This is a genomic window from Clostridium algoriphilum (assembly GCF_020443705.1).
Taxonomy (GTDB): domain Bacteria; phylum Bacillota; class Clostridia; order Clostridiales; family Clostridiaceae; genus Clostridium_AD; species Clostridium_AD algoriphilum.
Genome location: NZ_JAIZZK010000007.1, coordinates 1 through 18,241, shown reverse-complemented (window position 1 = coordinate 18,241; position 18,241 = coordinate 1). Strand labels below are relative to the sequence as shown.

Below are 18,241 nucleotides of genomic sequence, written 5' to 3'. Positions count from 1 at the left end.
ATCTGTGATTTTGTATGTCATTTGTGTTATTCATAATTTTATTATACAATTTAGTGTAATTTTTTACAATAGTAATTTAAAATTCTTTTTATTTTTTTATCAAGGGAAAGATACAAAGACTATTTGTCTTTCCCTTACCGTCCAATTTATAACACTTAACTATTAATAAAACTAGTAAAATTATTACCCTCTTGTTTTTCCACCTGCTACATTATACGTTACTCCATGAATATAATTTGCCCTATTTGATGCAAGGAAGCAAACCAAATTTGCAACTTCGGTCAATTTCCCTGACCTTCCAAGAGGTATTGTGGACGTTTTGCTATATCCTGCTCTTAAATCTTCTACAGTAATTCCACGAGTGTAAGCTAATGCAGTTTCATATTCGATTGTTCTAAGTCCTGTTGCTTCTAAAATTCCTGGAGCAGCTCCAACAATTCTAATTCCTTTTTTGCCTAATTCTTTTGCCCAAGATCGTGTAAAAGAATTGACAGCATTTTTTGTTGCCGCGTAAATACTCTGTCCTTCTGATCCCTCAAGGCCACTTTCAGATGACATATTTATTATTACTCCAGTTCCAACTTTAACCATTTCTCTAACTACAGCTTGGGTACAAAAAAACACTCCCTTTTGGTTAACGTTTACTATTTTATCAAAAATAACTTCATCTAACTCATATTTACTATGAGGTTCTTTATCGTCCATCAACAATCTAGGTATATTTATTCCTGCATTATTCACTAGAACATCTATCTTACCATATGTTTCTTTTGCTTTTTCAACCATTTCATTAACACTGTCAGCACTTGATACATCTGTCTTTACATATAACATTTTTCCACTGTTATCGCTAATATCAAATTTAGGTGCAGTAGAATTCATATCCCCTACAACTACATTAGCTCCATTATCTAAAAATTCTTGAACAACAGCTTTTCCTATTCCAGATGCTCCACCTGTAACAATTACTGTCTTGTTTTCTAATTCTAACCATGATTTATCCATAATTTTCATTCTCCTTATACTTATATTTTGATTTTAAATTTTAACATTTTTTACATCACATTTGTGCATGTAGCAGATATTTGTGTCGCTTGATATTATTATATATCTTAATGGATTTTTTTTCAATAGTAATTTTTATTTTTTTTATGAAATTAGTTTTAAATTATTTTTCTAAATTCTTTTCTAATTCCTCTTTCAAAGCTTATAACAATATTTTTCAAGAAGCGCAAACATATTATTCTTGTGCTTCAACTCATGCTTGATTAAATAGCTTTATTTTTAATAAATATTCATAGATAAATCAAAAAAAGAATATAGTAGCCCCCACCACTTAAGATGAGGGCTACTATATTCTTTTTTTTAATACTCTGCTCTTTTAATTTGATTATCTAGATCCAAAATTAATCTGGCTGTGTCTTCAGTAGTAATCAATACATTTATAAATTTTCCTTTTAGTGCACTCAATATTGAAGGAACTTTCTCTTGTGATTCTGCTACAGCAATAGAATATTCTAGATTTCTTAACATATCTAATTCTATACCAATTGTCCTATCATTTAAGTCACTGAAAATTACATTACCTTGAACATCATAGAACCTTGAACATATTTCACCAACTGCATTACTACTTTTTAAGCCTGTTATATCTTTACTCTTGTACTCGCTTGACCAAACTAAATTGGATGATTTACCTGGTGACCCTATTCCTACAAAAGCCTTATTCACTTTATTCCACAGTTGTGATATATTTTTATAGTTGTCATCTTGCATTATTGCATCTTTTATAGCCTTATCAGAAGTTATGGCAGGAACATATAGATAATGCCCTTTCACGTTAAATTCTGATGCAACTTTAGAAACTATAGTTGATACATGATTTTCACTATCTATACCACTAAAACCTCCAACTAGTGGAACAATATTAGCAGATATTGTTTTACAATCTGTTAACTCTCTTGATAGTGAAGCTAAAGTAGTTCCCCAGGCAAAGCCTATAACATCACCATCTTTTGCTATTCTTTTTAGGTACTCTGCAGCTGCATACCCAATCATTTGTACTTTAGTATCATAGGATTGCATTGGTTCTGACGGAACTACGCATGTCTCTTTCAAACCAAACCTTTTTTCCATAATCTTTTCTAATTCAAAACATTCATTGTTTTCACTTTTTATCGTGATATTTACAATACCCTTCTTTTTAGCCTTCGTTAAGAGTCTACTTATAGTAGTTCTATAAATACCCAACTTGTTAGATATTTCATTTTGAGTCAGGCCCTCTATATAATATAATTGTGACACTTTAACCAAAATTCTTGTTTCATCCCATTTTGACAAATTAATCACTACTTTCTAAAACGATTTTGATATATGCATTATATTACATACTTGCACATTTGTGAAGCATATTTTTTTTCTATACAACCATTCCCAACACATAATTCACTTGAATATTTATGAATAGTCAACTTTAAGATAACATTTGACATATATAATCCAAATATCAGCCACACTTTTCTATCTGTTTTTTACCAAAGACAAACTTAACAAAAGATCCTTCACCAAAATCTTCATTGAACTGTAGATAAATAATATAAGAACCAATAGCTGGTCCCAGCCAATTAACATTGTATCCAAAATATAGGCTAATCATACCAAAGAGCATTAAAATATCTATTACCTATGATAATAATTAACCAAGACAACCATGTTATAAAAAAAGTATAAAGCAGAAAAAGTCCGATCTACTTTAGCGATTGCTTCTCTTGTTTCATTTTTTTATTATTTATTTTGATTTTCTAAAATAATAGACCATTTTCCTTTATCATCCTTAAAAATATTTATGTTTACTATATCATTTTCATTAAAATTTGACGTAATTTTTTTGCTATGAATACTCTTATTGTTTGCATCTTCAAATTCCACAATGTATGTACAATTTTCTTGCACGCCCATATCAAAATAACAATGCTCATTATGCTTTAAGTTGCTACCCATAACATCAGTTTTACCTACTCTTTGAACGGCGATGTTACTTATAATTTCAGAACTCTTATTTCCTATAATAAGATTATTTTTTGTTTCTTTTTGACCACAAGCAGACATAAAAATTATAATAATCATGAAACCTAATAAAGCTCTATATGGTTTGATTTTCAATTTAAATCACTCCCCTATAATTTTGCATTACCTTATTTGTTTAAGATTAAAGGCACTACCCCAAATAAATAGTGCCTTTGCCCTAAATATCTTTAACTACTTCCCTGCTGATAATACCTTAAGTAATAGTTTTGATATAAAGTATCCAATAATTATGAATATAACAGTACAAATTCCAAATACTCTTAGGTGCTCACTTCCAAAAATAGATCCACCCAAAAGCCCTAAACAAATTGCAAACCCCCAGATAAATACACACCTTAAATTACCAAATACTATTAGTCTTAAATTATATTCTAAATTTCTTTTTTTATAAGCTAAATACGCTAGGTATAAAAATATACAAGTCAATATGAAAAAGATTAATAATTTAGATTTATAATTAGTATAATAAAAAGTTTGATACATATCCTTTCCACTATTAGCTTCTTGATTAAACCACTCCTGATGGGTTACATTGTAACTATAAATATTTATCCAGCCAGCAATTTTATCAAAGGTTTTATATATATGTTCAACAAACCCATAGTGTCTTACAACTAAATCTTGCACTACCATTAATATAAATGATGGTACATAAATAATTATTCCACCAACTATTGCGGCCACTATACTATTTCCCATAACAGCCTGTGCCATCATCATAAATGTAAAAATAAAAACGTACTGAAATATATCCATGAAAAACCATTTAACTATATCAGAATATGGATTTAACGTTGTATTAAGTGTATTTATATTTGCCAAATAAAATAAGCTTAAAACTATATATGTTACTATAAAGCTTATTATCAAACTTATCACTCCAACTATCCATTTATTAAGTATTATTTCTTTCCTTGTAAATGGCATAGAAGCTATAAATCCTTGTGTTTCACTAGTTTTTTCACCTATAAATAAAATTATTGCAAGTATTATTACAATACATACCATTACAAAATAATAACTTCCTCCATAATATAGTCCATTATTGAACCATCTATCAGTCCATATTGTACCTACCTGTTTAATATTAATTTTATTTTGATTTAATAATGATATAACCCCATAAACCTTAAAATATAAAAGTACAATAATAGTTAAAAGAGTTACCCATCTTACATTTATCCATTCCTTATAGAAAAGGGCCTTATTTATAATTTTATTCATTTTTATCCTCCTCTTCTACGAAATATATAAACATATCTTCAAGACTCATATCTACAATTTCTATAAAGTCAGCGCCCATATTATAAAGCTTTTCTTCTAAATCTTTTGTATAACTTTTAGTGATTATATAGTTGACTCTTCCAATAGTTTCGACTTTAGTTACTCCACTTAGAGAAGATAACTCTTTACGTAAGTCATCATTATTTTTAAATACTACTTGAAGTTTCTTCATACAATTTTTTGCTTCTTCCATAGAACTCATAAGTTTTATTTCACCATTTTTAATTATTGCTACGTTATCACATATTCTCTCTATATGATCCAAGTGGTGAGATGAAATAAATACAGTTACATCTCTTGATGCGACTTCATCTACAATAATTGACATTATTTCTTTTTTAATTATAGGATCAAGTCCTGATGTAGGCTCATCAAGTATTAAAATATCAGGTTTTATACTTAAGTTTAAAAGAATCGAGACTCTCATCTTCATTCCTTTAGAAAGTTCGCGTATTCTTCGCTCGATAGGAATTTTGAACTTTTTATTAAGTTCATTAAATCTTTCATCCGAAAAATCATTATATGTTTTCTTGTAAAACTTTAGGAGTTCTTCTACTTTAAATGATGAAAAATATTGGTTCTCATCGGATACGTAACCTATAGTTTGCTTTACTCTATTATTATCAAAAACCTCTTCTCCATCTATTAATATAGACCCCTCATCAACCTTATAAATACCAGTTAAACATTTTATCAATGTAGTTTTTCCTGCACCATTTTCTCCAATTATTCCAAATATACTGCCCTTATTTACATGTAAATCTACATTTTTGATGATATATTTACCATCTATTATTTTGCTCGCATTTTTTATATCTATCAAGCTAGCACCCCCATTGTATTAATTTAATCAGTTTAAAATTCACTATAAATATCATTAAGCATTTCAATTAACATATCCTTATCAAGACCTATATAATGTGCTTCTATAATTATTCTCTTCATATTTTCTTTTATTTCTCTCATCTTTGCTTCATCCATAATAGGTTCAAAATTTTCTACGACATAGGTACCTTTCCCTCTTATAACCTCAATTGCCTTCATTCTCTCAAGCTCCGTATAAGCTTTACCTATTGTATTTGGGTTGACTGTTATTAACGAGGCAAGTTCGCGTACAGAAGGCAGTTTGTCTCCTGGCTTAAATATTCCCTTTATTATATTCTCTTTTATTTTTTCAATAATTTGTTCATAAATAGGTTTGCTGCTTCTGCTATCAATATTTATCAAGTGGTCACCTTCTCTCAAATAATAAAATTTTCACTTTCTTTGCCTTATGTGTATTAAGTGTACTACATCATGTAGATCACAATACAAATATAATACTTAATCCTTATATTGTCAAGTACCAATTAAGGAACAATATAACATTAATTTCATAAGTTTGGACTAGTTTATAAAACAACTTTGACATATATAATAATAAAAATACCACCCAATAAATGAGTGGTATTTAGAACAAACAGTATATCTATGTTAATATTTCGTATCCGGTATCAGTAACCCGTATGCTATGTTCCCACTGAGATGACAATGAGTCATCTATTGTAGTTGCAGTCCAGTCATCTTCAAGTACTTTAGTTTTTGGACTTCCTATATTAATCATAGGTTCAATAGTAAAAATCATATTAGGCAGTATTATCATCCCTTCACCCTTTTTCCCAATATGCGCTACAAATGGTTCTTCCTGAAACTCTAGCCCAACACCATGACCACCATAATCATATACTACGGAATATCCATGGCTTTCTGCATGATTCTGAATAGCATATCCAATGTCTCCAAATGTATTGTAGGGTTTCACCTGTTCTATGCCTTTTTCTAAACATTCCCTTGATACACGTACCAAATCTGATGCCTCTTTAGACACTTCCCCTATCTTATACATTCTACTTGCATCGCCATAATAGCCATCTAGTATACAAGACACATCTACATTAATTATATCTCCATCTTTTAAAACTGTGTCATCTGGTATACCATGACATATTACATTGTTTATTGAAGTGCATACACTCTTTGGAAACCCACCATAGCCCAATGGTGCTGGATATGCATTATGGTCCACTGTATATTCATGTACCCAAGTATTTATTTCTTCTGTAGTAACTCCCACCTTTATTTTCTGCTCTACCATATCGAGTATGTCGTGAGTCAGTATACAGCTTTTTCTTATACCATCTATTTGCTGCTCTGTTTTCATAGCATTTTTAGGCATTTTATAACCTACTTTTTCCTCTATATTTCTTATAAATATATCCTGTTCTAAGTGACATTTCTTATATTTTTTACCACTGCCACACCAACAAATATCATTTCGTTCTAGTTTCTCCATAAAATTTCCTCCTAATTAAACTTATTCAAAGCATACATATGCTTGTTTTCAAGCAATCTTGAATACTTGGAACTATATACTATATTAATTGTTCACCCTTCATTATAGTACTAATTTATTAATAATGAAAATAAGGCCATTAGAACATCCTTTTTATAATATTAATGGTCAATTAACATCCAACTAAAAATTCACACTGTTATCACAATTTTACCATATTTTTATTGTTTACTGTTTGTTTACATTATGCTATAGTTTAGTAAAACGTAAATATATATAATATGGGGGTAGATGACATGACAAAATTCGAATCAAAGGTTTGCTCGTTTATAATTGCTATAACTGTGTTGGTTTTTGTATTACCGACTTATACAGTAAATGCTCAAACAAAAACACTTTCGGATGCCCTATTGAAGACAAATATGGTAACTTCAATGGAGAGCACTGGAAAATTAAATCTGACTTTTAAGGCTGATGGACTTTCAAATCAAGATCAGCAAGATTTCGGATTGGTAAGTGAAATTCTAAACAACTTACAAGTAAATATTGATACTAAAAGATCTGGTAATAGTGATGGATCAATTTTAAGGCAATATGCAAAAATGTCAGCAAATGTAGGTGGAAGCCCGTACAGTGGAGAATTATGGAGTGATATAAATCTTACAAGCAACCCCCCAGTAATTAAGGAAATTGTAAAATCACCACAACTATTTGAAATGATGATGTTGGATCCTCAATATGTGAATAAATATATGCTCTTAGATTTGCAGCAGATTAAAAATATGCCAGAGATGCAAACTGACCTAAGTAGTATGGATTTTGGGAAAATGATAAGTGAAAACAAAGAACTACAAAAATCTATTTTAACTCTTATTGAGAAATATTCGTCACAATTAAGCTCAAATTATAATCTTATAACTAAGGTTGGTAATGAATATAAAGTTAAAATTGATGATGCTAAATTTAAAGACATAGTAAGAAGCGTAGTTAATTTAACTGCAAAAAATAAAGAGATGCAAAATCTTATAAGCGATTTAACCATTACTGAAATGAAAAATAGTGGCGCATCAACTGAAGAAATTAATTCTACAAAAGTTGAAATGAAACAAATGTTTACAACGCTAGAATCACAAGAATTTTTAGACCAATTTAATCAAACAATGGACAAGCTTAAGGATGTACATATACTTGGGAGTAAAGGAATTGATATTACATATATAATAGATGAAAATGGATATGTAATAAGTACAAAAGGTGTTATAGACCTCCATATAGATATGGCTAAATTAAGTAAGGTTTTTGGTGAAAGTGCAAGTGAAGTTATGCCAACAGGTATTTATAGTGTGGGTATAAATTTTGAGGTAACTAACAGCAATATTAATGGAATAGTAAATATTAATTTACCAATGCTTACTTCAGCAAATTCATTTAATATTATAAACTTATTTGATGACCCAAACTCACAGCCAATAAAAGAAATTACTTCTGCTATAAAGGGTGGTAATATTCCTAAAATCAGTAAGGTAGTAATAAAACCTGCAGTTGTAAAACCGGTAGTTGTTAAACATACTGTTACAGGTGGTCAGCTTCCGAAGACCTCCTCGCAATTGTATGATTTACTCCTTATAGGTACTGTTATAACAATTATTGGAGCCTTAGGCTTAAATAGAAGAAAAAAACATGAATAAAATAAGACTATTGCGGGGCAAGATTTCATTAGTTACTGCTTTCTTTCTGGCATTTATGGTCTTTGGGATAGGATGTATTTCTTGGGCTACATTTAATATATGGTCACAGTCTAATTATTCTGTGGATGCCACCCCCACACAAAATTCAATCGCTAAAGCTACACCAGACAAACCCCTTTATTCTGTATATCCTGTGGATGGTGACAATATTGGAAGTCTCACAATTCCAGCCTTAAAGCAAAAACTACCCATCATTCAGGGTACCGGTGATAATGATTTGAAGAAAGGTATAGGTCACTTTTCACAAAGCGTACTTCCAGGTGAAAAAGATAATTGTGTTTTATCCGGACATCGCGATACTGTCTTTAGTAAAATCGGTAATTTAAAGATAGGAGATAAATTGATTGTTAAGACATCAGCTGGTACATTTACATATGAAGTAAATGGCACGCGAATTGTTCATCAAGATGACAAAACAGTTATTGTACCTACCGCAAGTGCCATACTGACCCTTACCACCTGCTATCCTTTCAATTTTATTGGTGATGCTCCAGATCGCTATATTGTCTCCGCATCTTTAATAAAAAGCAAATAAATTAAGTACTGGATCAAGGATACAATGAATGTTATCAGAAAACAGTCTAGCGCCCACACTCGAGTTACAACAACGAGTGTGGGCGCTAGACAATTAATTTTTCATATATAATACATTGTTTAACGTATGAATTATAATATTTCCCCGGAGTGACTTGCAATAAGAAGCGAAAAAACATTGAAATTTCATTTAAAAATTCTTCTTTTGCCAATATAAAATTCTCGTAAGCTTGCACAGGAGGTGCAAGCTAGCGAACCTGAGGCAGGACGCCGAATGTGAGTGTTAGAGAATTTTATATTTGCAAATGACTAGAATTTCTTAATTAATTTTCCTGTTTTGAGCTCATTTGCAAGACATGCAGGAGAAATATATTTCATTGAGCTCGGTTGCAAAGCACGCAAGAGAATTTGATTATTTTTATTTTAATGCATTATCAATTCCATCTGCCAATCCCTTTGCTATCTTAGCCTGATAATCATCAGTATTAAGCAATTTGTCCTCGTTAACATTAGATAAGAAACCCATTTCTACCAGAATAACAGGAACCTTAGACCAATTAAATCCCGTCATATCATCTCTTTCCACAACGCCTCTATTATTCATACCAACGCCACTTACAAGGCTACTAAAAACTATTTGTCCATATTTTTTACTTGCAGTATATATGGAATCCGTATTTTTAGCATCTGTAGGTACAAGCATTGATGCACCTTTTGCAGATGAGTTATTATTTGAATCCGCATGAATTCTTATAACCAAATCTGCATTAGCTTTATTTCCAACCTCAGCTCTTGCAATATTTCCAAGCATTTGACTATTCTGAGTTTTAGTCATTACTACAGAATATCCTTTTGCCTGAAGCAAACTTCTTAACTTAACTGCTACTGCCATGTTAACCACGTACTCAGGAGTTCTTGAATTAATGCCCTGAGCTCCACCTGGCTCTTTTACTTTCATTGTACTTGAACCCGGCGATTGTGGCTCTGTTACACTGCTAGTAACACTAGCATGTCCCGGATCTATAACAACAACCTTTTGAGAAGAATTAGAATTTTTCTTGTTTTCCTCGGTTTTAACCTGTAATTTTGCGTCTACCTTAGCTGTTTTTTCCGCTAGTGCTTTTGCAGTTTCCTCTTTCTTCGTTTTTGCTTTCAATGCTGCCGCTGCTTTTGCATCCGCTACTTCTTTTGCTTTCGCAACTTTTGCTAGTGCTGCCTCTTCCGCCACTTCTTTTGCCTTTGCGGCACTACTTACCCTTATATTTTCTTCATTAATCTTTGTAGCTTGTACTGACTTTTCATGTTTTTTTATTGAATAGGTTGTACTATATAATGCTCCACCTATAACAGCTAAACACACAAAAGCTAATATGATTTTTTTATTTTTTGACATTATGACCCTCCTAGATTTTATCTTAAAACTCCAACTATTATTTCCAATTTTCCCATTAATCTATTACATACATGTAATTATATCAGATTATTAATAAAATAATAAAAATTTTTTTTTAACATTACTATCCAATATATACACAATATCGTGTTAATTATGTTTTATATATTATATTCCAAGCATCTCATAGTATTTCAAGAAGGTAAAAAACCTAAAATAATAATATTACAATATTAAAAAGAGGAGGACTTTTAATGGCTAATACTAAAAATATTTATAATAATGAAGACCGTTATAAAATAGAAAAAGCTAATAGAATAGAAGCATTAGAAAATATAGTTGAAAATCATACTAGAACAGAAAGACATTTAGAAAGGCATGCTGATATTGCGTCATCACAAAATTTAAGCAATGCGATAGTAAAACAAGTTGCAAGAGAAGATAACATTGGAAATTTAGAGGATAAAATTGTAAATGGAGGACAAAGAGATTCTGATCAAAGTGAAACTTTAGAAAAAAACTATACTTTTGCGAAAGGATATATAGAACATAACAAAGATCATATGGATCCCCTGGCTTTGAAAAATATGGAAGAAAGGCAACAAAACAGAAGAGATGAAATGACCGAATTAATTTAATATGTAATATTGATTAAAGTATAATAAATTACAAAAAATACAAAAGCTAGTAATTTTATATTATTACTAGCTTTTCTTTATTTCTTTATACTGCAAATTCTGCAAAGTCTTCTTTCGAATTCAAAATGAATTTATTAATAATAAATGCTATTCCATCTTGCTCATTTGTTTTAGTTATAAAGTTAGCTACTTTTTTAACCTCTGGAAATGCATTTTCCATTGCAACTCCAAGTCCAGCATACTTAATCATATGAATATCGTTACCTGCATCTCCTACACATATAACCTCTTCTTGTTTAATATTCAACGCTTCTGCAAGTGCTGCTACTCCTGCACCTTTATTAACTGCTTTATTAAGAAACTCTAAGTAGAAAGGTGCACTTCTAACTACTGTATATTTATTACTTACTTCTTCAGGAATTCTTTTCATTACTTCATCTATAATTTCTGGCTTGTCCACAAACATAACCTTAACTATAGTGGTACTTTCATCTACATCTTCCACAGGGCTTATTATACTAGGGATACCGTTCCAGTATGCCTCCTGCCTTGTATATTCGCTATCTTTAGGAGAAATTACTGAATCCTCAGTTAGTGCATGTATATTCACTTCTAGCTCTTTACTAAGCTTATATAAACTTTTATAATCTTCGAGAGATAATGGTGTTTTAGATATTGTTTTGGTGCCTTCAGTATTTTGAACAAGCGCTCCATTAAATGCTACAGCATAATCATCCTCTCCAATTAGGTTAAGCTCTTCTAAATATCTTTCAAACCCAACTAATGGTCTTCCTGACGCTAGTACAACTTTTACTCCATTTTTTTTTGCTTGTTGTATTGCTTCAAAATTAGCTTGGGAAATCTTCTTTTCATTATTTAATAATGTTCCATCCATATCTATTGCTATTAATTTATACATTAATACCTCCATGTAACTACATTTCTTAAAAACACTTTAAGTATATCATAGTATCTTATAAGTAATGGATTTCATGGTTTGTAAATATTAAATTAATTTTGTTATGTTAAATACTTTGATTATAACTATGTGTTATATTAATTTTTTAAAGTTTATATATACAATTTTTAAAATAAATAATGACATTTTTATAATACTAATGTAATATAATACTATAATATGTAAAAGAAGGCTCCAATATAATGATAAAAAGGAAATCATTTATAATAACTCTATCTATCATTATATTAGCATCTATATTATATATTATTTTTTCCTTAAATAAATTGACCGTTCCCAATACATCATCAAATATTAATTCTAAAAACGGCATATTAGAGCTTTCTAATTGGGACTTTAATAAAACCGGATATACTGCCCTTAGTGGTCAATGGAAATTTTACTGGAAGCAACTATTATCTCCAAACGACCTTATTACAAGTTCTCATGTCCCCTCTTATATAGATATGCCGACTGCTTGGAATAAATATAATAAAAATTATGATGCTAATGGATACGCTACATATAGTTTAAATATAAAATTAAATTCAAAATATAAAAATACTCTTTTAGGTATAAGTGTTCCTTCCATGTTATCCTCATATAAATTATGGGTGAATGGAAGCCTCTTCTCATCTAATGGTGTTGTTGGTACAACCAGTTCTACTGAGATCCCTAAATCTGTACCTATAACCAGTTATTTTATGAATAATAGTGAACAGGTTAACTTAGTACTTCAAGTGTCAAACCATAACTTTCGCGATGGTGGTATTAGAGACAAAATATATTTAGGAACAGAGTCCCAAATGATGAGTAAAAGAGAGGCTTCTATTGCTCTTAATTTCTTTTACTTTGGGGTTTTACTTATAACAGGCTTATACCACCTGTGGTTGTATTTCTTTAAAACAGAAGATTCTTATAAGCTCTATATTGGAGCTTTATGCATAATTATATCTTTAAGAGCTTTATTTGTTGGTAACAGCTTTTTCTTATCTTTATATAGTAACTTAACTTATGGCCTTGATTTTAAACTAGAATATATAACTTTTTATGCAGCTGCTTATTTTATGCTAGGTTATATGTGTGTAGTGTTTAAAGAAAACTCCTCAAAAATCATTAACAAAGTCTGCAAATTATTTTGCTCGGTTTTTATAGTTTCTACTATTTTTATTTCCCCACTACTTGCATCAAAACTCCTTATCATATTTCAAATCTTTACTTTGTTTATGATTATATATGCTGCTTTTGTTATTTTAAAAACATTCTATATCAAAAAGAAAGGATTCATAATTATTATAATTGGTTGCTTTGCTACTATTATAATAGGTTCTATGTCATTGCTACATTATATAGGTATAAAAAATATCAATAATTATTCTTTGTTAGGAGCTTTTATTTTCATGCTTTTAGATTCTTTTATATTGGCAATGAAGCAATCTAAAGCATGCATAAAAGTTGAGTATTTATCTAAGGAAAAAGAACAATACCTCTTAGCAGAAAAACTCCGAGAAGCCTCTTTTCTCCTAAATTCCACTTTAAATTTAGACGAGGTTTTGGATAAATTATTAAAAGGTTTGAAAGAATTAGTACCCTATGATAGCGCCTCATTTTTTATGGAAGAAAACAACCACTTTAACATTACTGCAGCATATGGTTTTAAAAACACAGATGAAATTTATAAAATCTGCATTAATAAAGATGACGATAAGTTATTTAAAGAAATATATGAGACTAACACTGCATTATTAGTTTCTAATGTGAAAAATGACCCACGTTTTACTCATTATATAGGTTTAACTAATATCGAAAGTTGGATGGGAATACCTATAATATTTAAAAACAAGATTATAGGCATCTTAACGTTGGATTCAATAAAAAAAGACATTTATAGTAGCTATCATTGTGACGTAGCCTTATCCTTTGCTTTCCATGCAGGAATGGCTGTAGAAAATGCTAAATTGCACGGTAGAACTAAACAGCTAGCTTGCATAGACCCTCTAACTAATTTGTACAACAGACGTAGTTTTATTGAACTTGCAAATATAAGTTTTAATAATGCTAAGGCATCACTTGAACCTATTTCCTCCATTATGATTGATATTGATGATTTTAAGAAGATAAATGATAACTTAGGTCACCATACAGGTGACCTAGTGCTTAAACGTCTTTCTAAAGTCTGCTTAGAAAATTTAAGTGATAATCATATTCTAGGTCGCTTTGGTGGTGAAGAATTTATTGTATTATTACCTGGCACATCCTTTAAAGAAGCAGAGCTTATTGGGGAGAATTTGAGGAGTGCTATAGAAAATAACCCCCTAATTGTTAGAAAGTCAGATTCAATAACCATTACCTCAAGTCTTGGTGTTGCTTCACTTACTCCTACTGTGCAAGATATAGACTTTTTATTTATATCAGCGGACAAAGCTATGTACAGAGCAAAAGCTCTTGGTAAAAACAAGGTTATGTCAATAGATTTAGACTGTAATGATGCAAAAAAGTTATAAAACATAGCCATCGCTCCGATTGAAAGTAACGATGGCCATATAATTTTTTATCTTATAAAATTCATAAATATTTTTTCTTCGCTTTTTCCCTCTTCTACTTTATCTTTTCCAAGTTCAACTAGTTTCATAAGCCAAGACATATTTTTGCCTAAAACACTCATAATTTGCATTCCTTCTTTATCTTGAGTAGCTTCCCCTTGTGCATTTCCAAAAACTACATTCCAGTAGTTCGATGTAGGCATTGCCATTTCAGAATAATTAATGTAATTATTAAGTTGATCAAATACTGGAACGCCACCTGCTCGCCTTACTGCAACAACACTTGCTCCTACTTTATGTCTAAGCATACCTCCATTTACAGATGTCACGAGGAATGCACGATCTAAAAATGATTTCATTGTTCCAGCTATTGCTGCATAATGCACAGGTGAACCCAAAATAATTCCATCAGCTTTACTCATTTTTTGAATCCATTCATTTACTTCATCATTTTTGATAACACATCGCTCATTCATATTTCTGCTGCATCCACCACAGGCTAAACATCCACGAATTACTTTATTTCCTACATGAATAATCTCTACCTCTATATTCTCTTTTTCAAGCTCTATAGCAACAGCTTTTATTGCCTCATAAGTGTTCCCGTTCTTATTAGGACTTCCGTTTAAAGCAAGTACCTTCATAATATATACCTCCGTTTACTTTTATCAATTGATATTTTTTTCTAACATGTGACCATTATAAGACTGCGATATTTTACAAACAAGTACGCACTTTTAAGTTAGATGACTTACCTATAGGTAAGATTTATTGTAATATCTACGCTTACGCAATTCTATTTCTATGTACAATTCCCTCATTTATTTAAACCCTATAAAATAAATGATCTCATGTTATAGATATTAATTTAATATTTATTGCAAAAATAACTTATATTTCAAAATATTATTAGAATTTTATGATACAATATTTAAGACACGGCTATTGATATGACTCTGAATAATACTAACCAAAGAAAAGAGATTCATATCTTAATAAGATATATTTTTTATATAAGAAATATATCTGTAATTTATACATATATAATATTCTAAAAATACATTTTGCATAAAAGGAGTTGAAATTGGTTCTTGTAAGCCCAGTCGGTTACGGAGAATACGAACCTTATAATTATGAAATTTAAAAAAATAATACTTATATTAATTGTTCTTATTTTAACATCATATGGAATAGTTCAACTAGGCTATAAATTATATAATAAATATAATGTAGTAAAAGTAACTATACCTGAGGGATATACATATGAAAAAATAGGACAAACGCTTCAAAAATCAGGATTAGTTACAGCGAATGATTTCACAAATCAAGTCGAGAACTGGACAGATGATACTAATCACTGGTTCTTAAAAGGAGTTCCAAGTAATAAACACATGTTAGATGGCTTCTTATATCCTGCCACGTATACTTTTCGAAAAGATTCATCAAGTAAAACAATTATAAATAAAATGCTTAAAACCTTCGAAACAAATATTGAACCAAATAAAAGTTACATAACTAAAAACAAGTTAAATATAAGAAATATTATAATAACAGCTTCTCTAGTAGAAAAAGAAGCAGGAACAGATATAGACAGGCCAAAAATAGCAAGTGTAATTAACAATAGGTTAAATAAAAAAATGCCACTACAAATAGACGCAACCATTCAATACATAATTGGGTTTAAGATTAAGCTATACAATAAAGATTTAGCGGTAAAATCACCTTATAATACCTATTTAAATAAGGGGTTACCCCCATCACCAATATGCAATCCAGGAATTAAATCAATAAATGTTGCTATTCATCCAGCAGTTACTGATTATCTTTTCTATGTACTAAATAGTAAAACTAATGAGCATGTATTTTCAAAAACCTATGCTGAACATATTAAAAACGTATCTTTATATATCAAGTAAAATATAGAGAAAGTCGGATATATAATGTTATACTCACGCAGCTTATAGCAAGACCCCCTCTCTAATACCCTTAAACTTTCATACTTATAGATTTTACCTTCGATACCTTATCATTAATATAAAGTTCACTACATTTTATGTATTAACACGTAATGTAGTGTAATATAGTATGTAACGTTATTAAATTCATTAATTAAAATAAAAAACATTTATATAAAAAATCATAAAAACAATTATAAGAACATATATTTAGAACTAATGTGAGGTGTGATATTATGGATATTAATAAATTAAAAGAGTTTGAACAAATAATTCCTGAAAAGTTAAAAAGTTTTATAAATCCAGAGCTATACCTTAAATATCAAGTTAAGCGAGGGCTTAGAGATCTTGATGGTCGAGGAGTGCTTGTAGGTTTAACTGAAATTAGTCAAGTAAATTCTTATATCGTTCAAAATGACGAGATGGTTCCCGTTGCAGGTTCTTTAAAATATAGAGGCATAAGCATTGAAAATCTAGTAGATGGCTTCCTTAATGATAATCGATTTGGATTTGAAGAAACCTCTTATTTATTGCTTTTTGGTGATCTTCCTAATAAAGAAGAACTTAAAAATTTTATAGATTTGCTTTCTAAATACCGAAATCTTCCTGACGATTTTGTACGAGATATGATATTAAAAATGCCAAGTAAAAACATAATGAACTCGCTAGCAAGAAGTATATTAGCACTTTATAGCATAGACGATAAAGCTGACGATACTTCTGCAAGCAATGTTTTGGAGCAATGCATGAGATTGATTGCTTGTTTCCCACTCATAGCGGTTTATGGTTATCACGCTCTAGCTCATTATCATAAAGATAATAATTTGATTATTCGTAGCCCACGGGTCGATTTAAGTACTGCTGAGAACATTTTGTACATGCTTCGCGATGATAGTAAATACACTAAACTCGAGGCGGCGCTACTCGACCTTGCTCTAGTGCTTCACGCAGAGCACGGAGGTGGTAATAACTCCACCTTTGTTACACATGTAATAACCTCTTCTGGTTCCGATACTTATTCAGTAATATCCGCTGCACTTGGTTCTCTAAAAGGTCCAAAACATGGTGGTGCAAACATAAAAGTTATGCAAATGTTTGAAGATATGAAAGAAAAAGTTAGTAATTGGAAAGATGATGAGGAAATCGAAAAATATTTATCAAAAATACTTACTAAACAGGCCTTTGATAAATCTGGCCTAATCTACGGAATAGGCCATGCCATTTATTCTATATCAGACCCAAGAGCCGTTCTTCTAAAAAAATATGTTGCAAGACTTGCTAAGGAAAAAGGTCTAGAAGATGAATACGACCTTTATGCAAAAGTAGAAGAACTAGCGCCTATTGTAATTGCCAAAGTACGAAAGATTTACAAAGGTGTAAGTGCAAACGTAGACTTCTACTCAGGCTTTGTATATAAAATGCTTGATATACCAGATGAAATGTACACTCCTCTCTTTGCTGTAGCAAGAATATCTGGCTGGAGTGCTCACAGACTAGAGGAAATAATAAACAATGGTAAGATTATTAGACCTGCATATAAATGCGTTGCAGGAAGTAAAACTTACGTTCCATTAAGTGATAGATAATTATATTAAAGTAACATTGGCCTACACCTAATTCCTCTGTGGAAGAGTTTTTGGTGAGTTGTTATTACTAGCGGGCCTGTAAATAATTTTGTGTAAACAGAATATAATGTACTCTTTCTTGGCAATAATTGAGATAAGTGATTATCAAAGATTGTAAGGAGGAGTATTTTTATGTCAAACATT

At 30.5% G+C, this 18,241-nt stretch carries 17 protein-coding genes; 6 read left to right on the top strand and 11 right to left on the bottom strand.

Translation table 11 applies throughout. The annotated features are described in order from the left end of the window. Nucleotides 1-183: 183 nt before the first annotated feature. The 8 genes from LGK95_RS07650 to LGK95_RS07615 all read right to left on the bottom strand — a co-directional run bounded on the left by LGK95_RS07650 (nucleotide 184) and on the right by LGK95_RS07615 (nucleotide 6,703). On the bottom strand, nucleotides 184-1,005 hold the full coding sequence (locus tag LGK95_RS07650; protein ID WP_226123811.1) for an SDR family oxidoreductase: 822 nt from the start codon (nucleotides 1,003-1,005) through the stop codon (nucleotides 184-186). Nucleotides 1,006-1,365: 360 nt separating this feature from the next. Then, nucleotides 1,366-2,340, bottom strand: coding sequence for a sugar-binding transcriptional regulator (locus LGK95_RS07645; RefSeq protein WP_226123810.1), 975 nt, complete (start codon nucleotides 2,338-2,340; stop codon nucleotides 1,366-1,368). Nucleotides 2,341-2,506: 166 nt separating this feature from the next. Beyond that, the gene (locus LGK95_RS07640; RefSeq protein WP_226123809.1) at nucleotides 2,507-2,656 is read right to left on the bottom strand and encodes a hypothetical protein; all 150 of its coding nucleotides are present in this window, start codon (nucleotides 2,654-2,656) and stop codon (nucleotides 2,507-2,509) included. Between the two features lie 128 nt (nucleotides 2,657-2,784). Beyond that, the gene (locus LGK95_RS07635) at nucleotides 2,785-3,162 is read right to left on the bottom strand and encodes a hypothetical protein (protein ID WP_226123808.1); all 378 of its coding nucleotides are present in this window, start codon (nucleotides 3,160-3,162) and stop codon (nucleotides 2,785-2,787) included. A 96-nt stretch (nucleotides 3,163-3,258) separates the two neighbouring features. Further along, on the bottom strand, nucleotides 3,259-4,311 hold the full coding sequence (locus LGK95_RS07630; protein ID WP_226123807.1) for an ABC transporter permease subunit: 1,053 nt from the start codon (nucleotides 4,309-4,311) through the stop codon (nucleotides 3,259-3,261). Further along, nucleotides 4,304-5,194 (bottom strand): ABC transporter ATP-binding protein, encoded by an 891-nt coding sequence (locus LGK95_RS07625; protein WP_226123806.1) that lies wholly within the window; start codon nucleotides 5,192-5,194, stop codon nucleotides 4,304-4,306. Before LGK95_RS07625 ends, LGK95_RS07630 begins: the two co-directional genes overlap by 8 nt. A 32-nt stretch (nucleotides 5,195-5,226) precedes the next feature. Next, on the bottom strand, nucleotides 5,227-5,598 hold the full coding sequence (locus tag LGK95_RS07620) for a GntR family transcriptional regulator (protein WP_226123805.1): 372 nt from the start codon (nucleotides 5,596-5,598) through the stop codon (nucleotides 5,227-5,229). Between the two features lie 241 nt (nucleotides 5,599-5,839). Next, a complete protein-coding gene (locus tag LGK95_RS07615) occupies nucleotides 5,840-6,703 on the bottom strand; it encodes a methionyl aminopeptidase (protein ID WP_226123803.1) in 864 nt (287 codons plus the stop codon). Between the two features lie 296 nt (nucleotides 6,704-6,999). Between LGK95_RS07615 and LGK95_RS07610 the strand changes: the two genes are divergently transcribed. Further along, on the top strand, nucleotides 7,000-8,391 hold the full coding sequence (locus LGK95_RS07610) for a hypothetical protein (protein WP_226123801.1): 1,392 nt from the start codon (nucleotides 7,000-7,002) through the stop codon (nucleotides 8,389-8,391). Further along, nucleotides 8,384-8,986, top strand: coding sequence for a class D sortase (locus tag LGK95_RS07605; protein ID WP_226123799.1), 603 nt, complete (start codon nucleotides 8,384-8,386; stop codon nucleotides 8,984-8,986). The genes LGK95_RS07610 and LGK95_RS07605 overlap by 8 nt, the downstream gene beginning before the upstream one ends. A 417-nt stretch (nucleotides 8,987-9,403) precedes the next feature. On the opposite strand, the gene LGK95_RS07600 is transcribed toward LGK95_RS07605, so the two are convergent. Next, nucleotides 9,404-10,378, bottom strand: a complete 975-nt coding sequence (locus LGK95_RS07600) for an N-acetylmuramoyl-L-alanine amidase family protein (protein WP_226123797.1) — start codon at nucleotides 10,376-10,378, stop codon at nucleotides 9,404-9,406. Between the two features lie 254 nt (nucleotides 10,379-10,632). On the opposite strand from LGK95_RS07600, the gene LGK95_RS07595 reads away from it, so the two are divergent. Continuing rightward, nucleotides 10,633-11,016, top strand: coding sequence for a hypothetical protein (locus LGK95_RS07595; protein WP_226123795.1), 384 nt, complete (start codon nucleotides 10,633-10,635; stop codon nucleotides 11,014-11,016). A gap of 85 nt (nucleotides 11,017-11,101) precedes the next feature. On the opposite strand, the gene yidA is transcribed toward LGK95_RS07595, so the two are convergent. Beyond that, a complete protein-coding gene (gene yidA / locus LGK95_RS07590) occupies nucleotides 11,102-11,935 on the bottom strand; it encodes a sugar-phosphatase (RefSeq protein WP_226123793.1) in 834 nt (277 codons plus the stop codon). A 242-nt stretch (nucleotides 11,936-12,177) separates the two neighbouring features. Between yidA and LGK95_RS07585 the strand changes: the two genes are divergently transcribed. Further along, the gene (locus tag LGK95_RS07585) at nucleotides 12,178-14,478 is read left to right on the top strand and encodes a diguanylate cyclase (RefSeq protein WP_226123791.1); all 2,301 of its coding nucleotides are present in this window, start codon (nucleotides 12,178-12,180) and stop codon (nucleotides 14,476-14,478) included. Between the two features lie 47 nt (nucleotides 14,479-14,525). Here the strand turns inward: LGK95_RS07585 and LGK95_RS07580 are convergent, their stop codons facing one another. Continuing rightward, nucleotides 14,526-15,161: a flavodoxin family protein gene (locus LGK95_RS07580; protein WP_226123789.1), complete on the bottom strand. Its 636-nt coding sequence runs from the start codon at nucleotides 15,159-15,161 to the stop codon at nucleotides 14,526-14,528. Between the two features lie 489 nt (nucleotides 15,162-15,650). On the opposite strand from LGK95_RS07580, the gene mltG reads away from it, so the two are divergent. Both mltG and LGK95_RS07570 read left to right on the top strand, forming a co-directional pair. Beyond that, nucleotides 15,651-16,433: an endolytic transglycosylase MltG gene (gene mltG, locus LGK95_RS07575; RefSeq protein WP_226123787.1), complete on the top strand. Its 783-nt coding sequence runs from the start codon at nucleotides 15,651-15,653 to the stop codon at nucleotides 16,431-16,433. A 275-nt stretch (nucleotides 16,434-16,708) separates the two neighbouring features. Beyond that, nucleotides 16,709-18,058 (top strand): citrate/2-methylcitrate synthase, encoded by a 1,350-nt coding sequence (locus tag LGK95_RS07570; protein WP_226123785.1) that lies wholly within the window; start codon nucleotides 16,709-16,711, stop codon nucleotides 18,056-18,058. Nucleotides 18,059-18,241 lie beyond the last annotated feature (183 nt).

Bases quoted from the DNA above. Each gene is read 5' to 3' on its own strand.
- LGK95_RS07650 (WP_226123811.1), bottom strand. From the start codon at position 1,005: ATGGATAAATCATGGTTAGAATTAGAAAACAAGACAGTAATTGTTACA.
- LGK95_RS07640 (WP_226123809.1), bottom strand. From the start codon at position 2,656: ATGATTAGCCTATATTTTGGATACAATGTTAATTGGCTGGGACCAGCT.
- LGK95_RS07630 (WP_226123807.1), bottom strand. From the start codon at position 4,311: ATGAATAAAATTATAAATAAGGCCCTTTTCTATAAGGAATGGATAAAT.
- LGK95_RS07615 (WP_226123803.1), bottom strand. From the start codon at position 6,703: ATGGAGAAACTAGAACGAAATGATATTTGTTGGTGTGGCAGTGGTAAA.
- LGK95_RS07610 (WP_226123801.1), top strand. From the start codon at position 7,000: ATGACAAAATTCGAATCAAAGGTTTGCTCGTTTATAATTGCTATAACT.
- LGK95_RS07605 (WP_226123799.1), top strand. From the start codon at position 8,384: ATGAATAAAATAAGACTATTGCGGGGCAAGATTTCATTAGTTACTGCT.
- LGK95_RS07600 (WP_226123797.1), bottom strand. From the start codon at position 10,378: ATGTCAAAAAATAAAAAAATCATATTAGCTTTTGTGTGTTTAGCTGTT.
- LGK95_RS07595 (WP_226123795.1), top strand. From the start codon at position 10,633: ATGGCTAATACTAAAAATATTTATAATAATGAAGACCGTTATAAAATA.
- yidA (WP_226123793.1), bottom strand. From the start codon at position 11,935: ATGTATAAATTAATAGCAATAGATATGGATGGAACATTATTAAATAAT.
- LGK95_RS07585 (WP_226123791.1), top strand. From the start codon at position 12,178: ATGATAAAAAGGAAATCATTTATAATAACTCTATCTATCATTATATTA.
- LGK95_RS07580 (WP_226123789.1), bottom strand. From the start codon at position 15,161: ATGAAGGTACTTGCTTTAAACGGAAGTCCTAATAAGAACGGGAACACT.
- mltG (WP_226123787.1), top strand. From the start codon at position 15,651: ATGAAATTTAAAAAAATAATACTTATATTAATTGTTCTTATTTTAACA.
- LGK95_RS07570 (WP_226123785.1), top strand. From the start codon at position 16,709: ATGGATATTAATAAATTAAAAGAGTTTGAACAAATAATTCCTGAAAAG.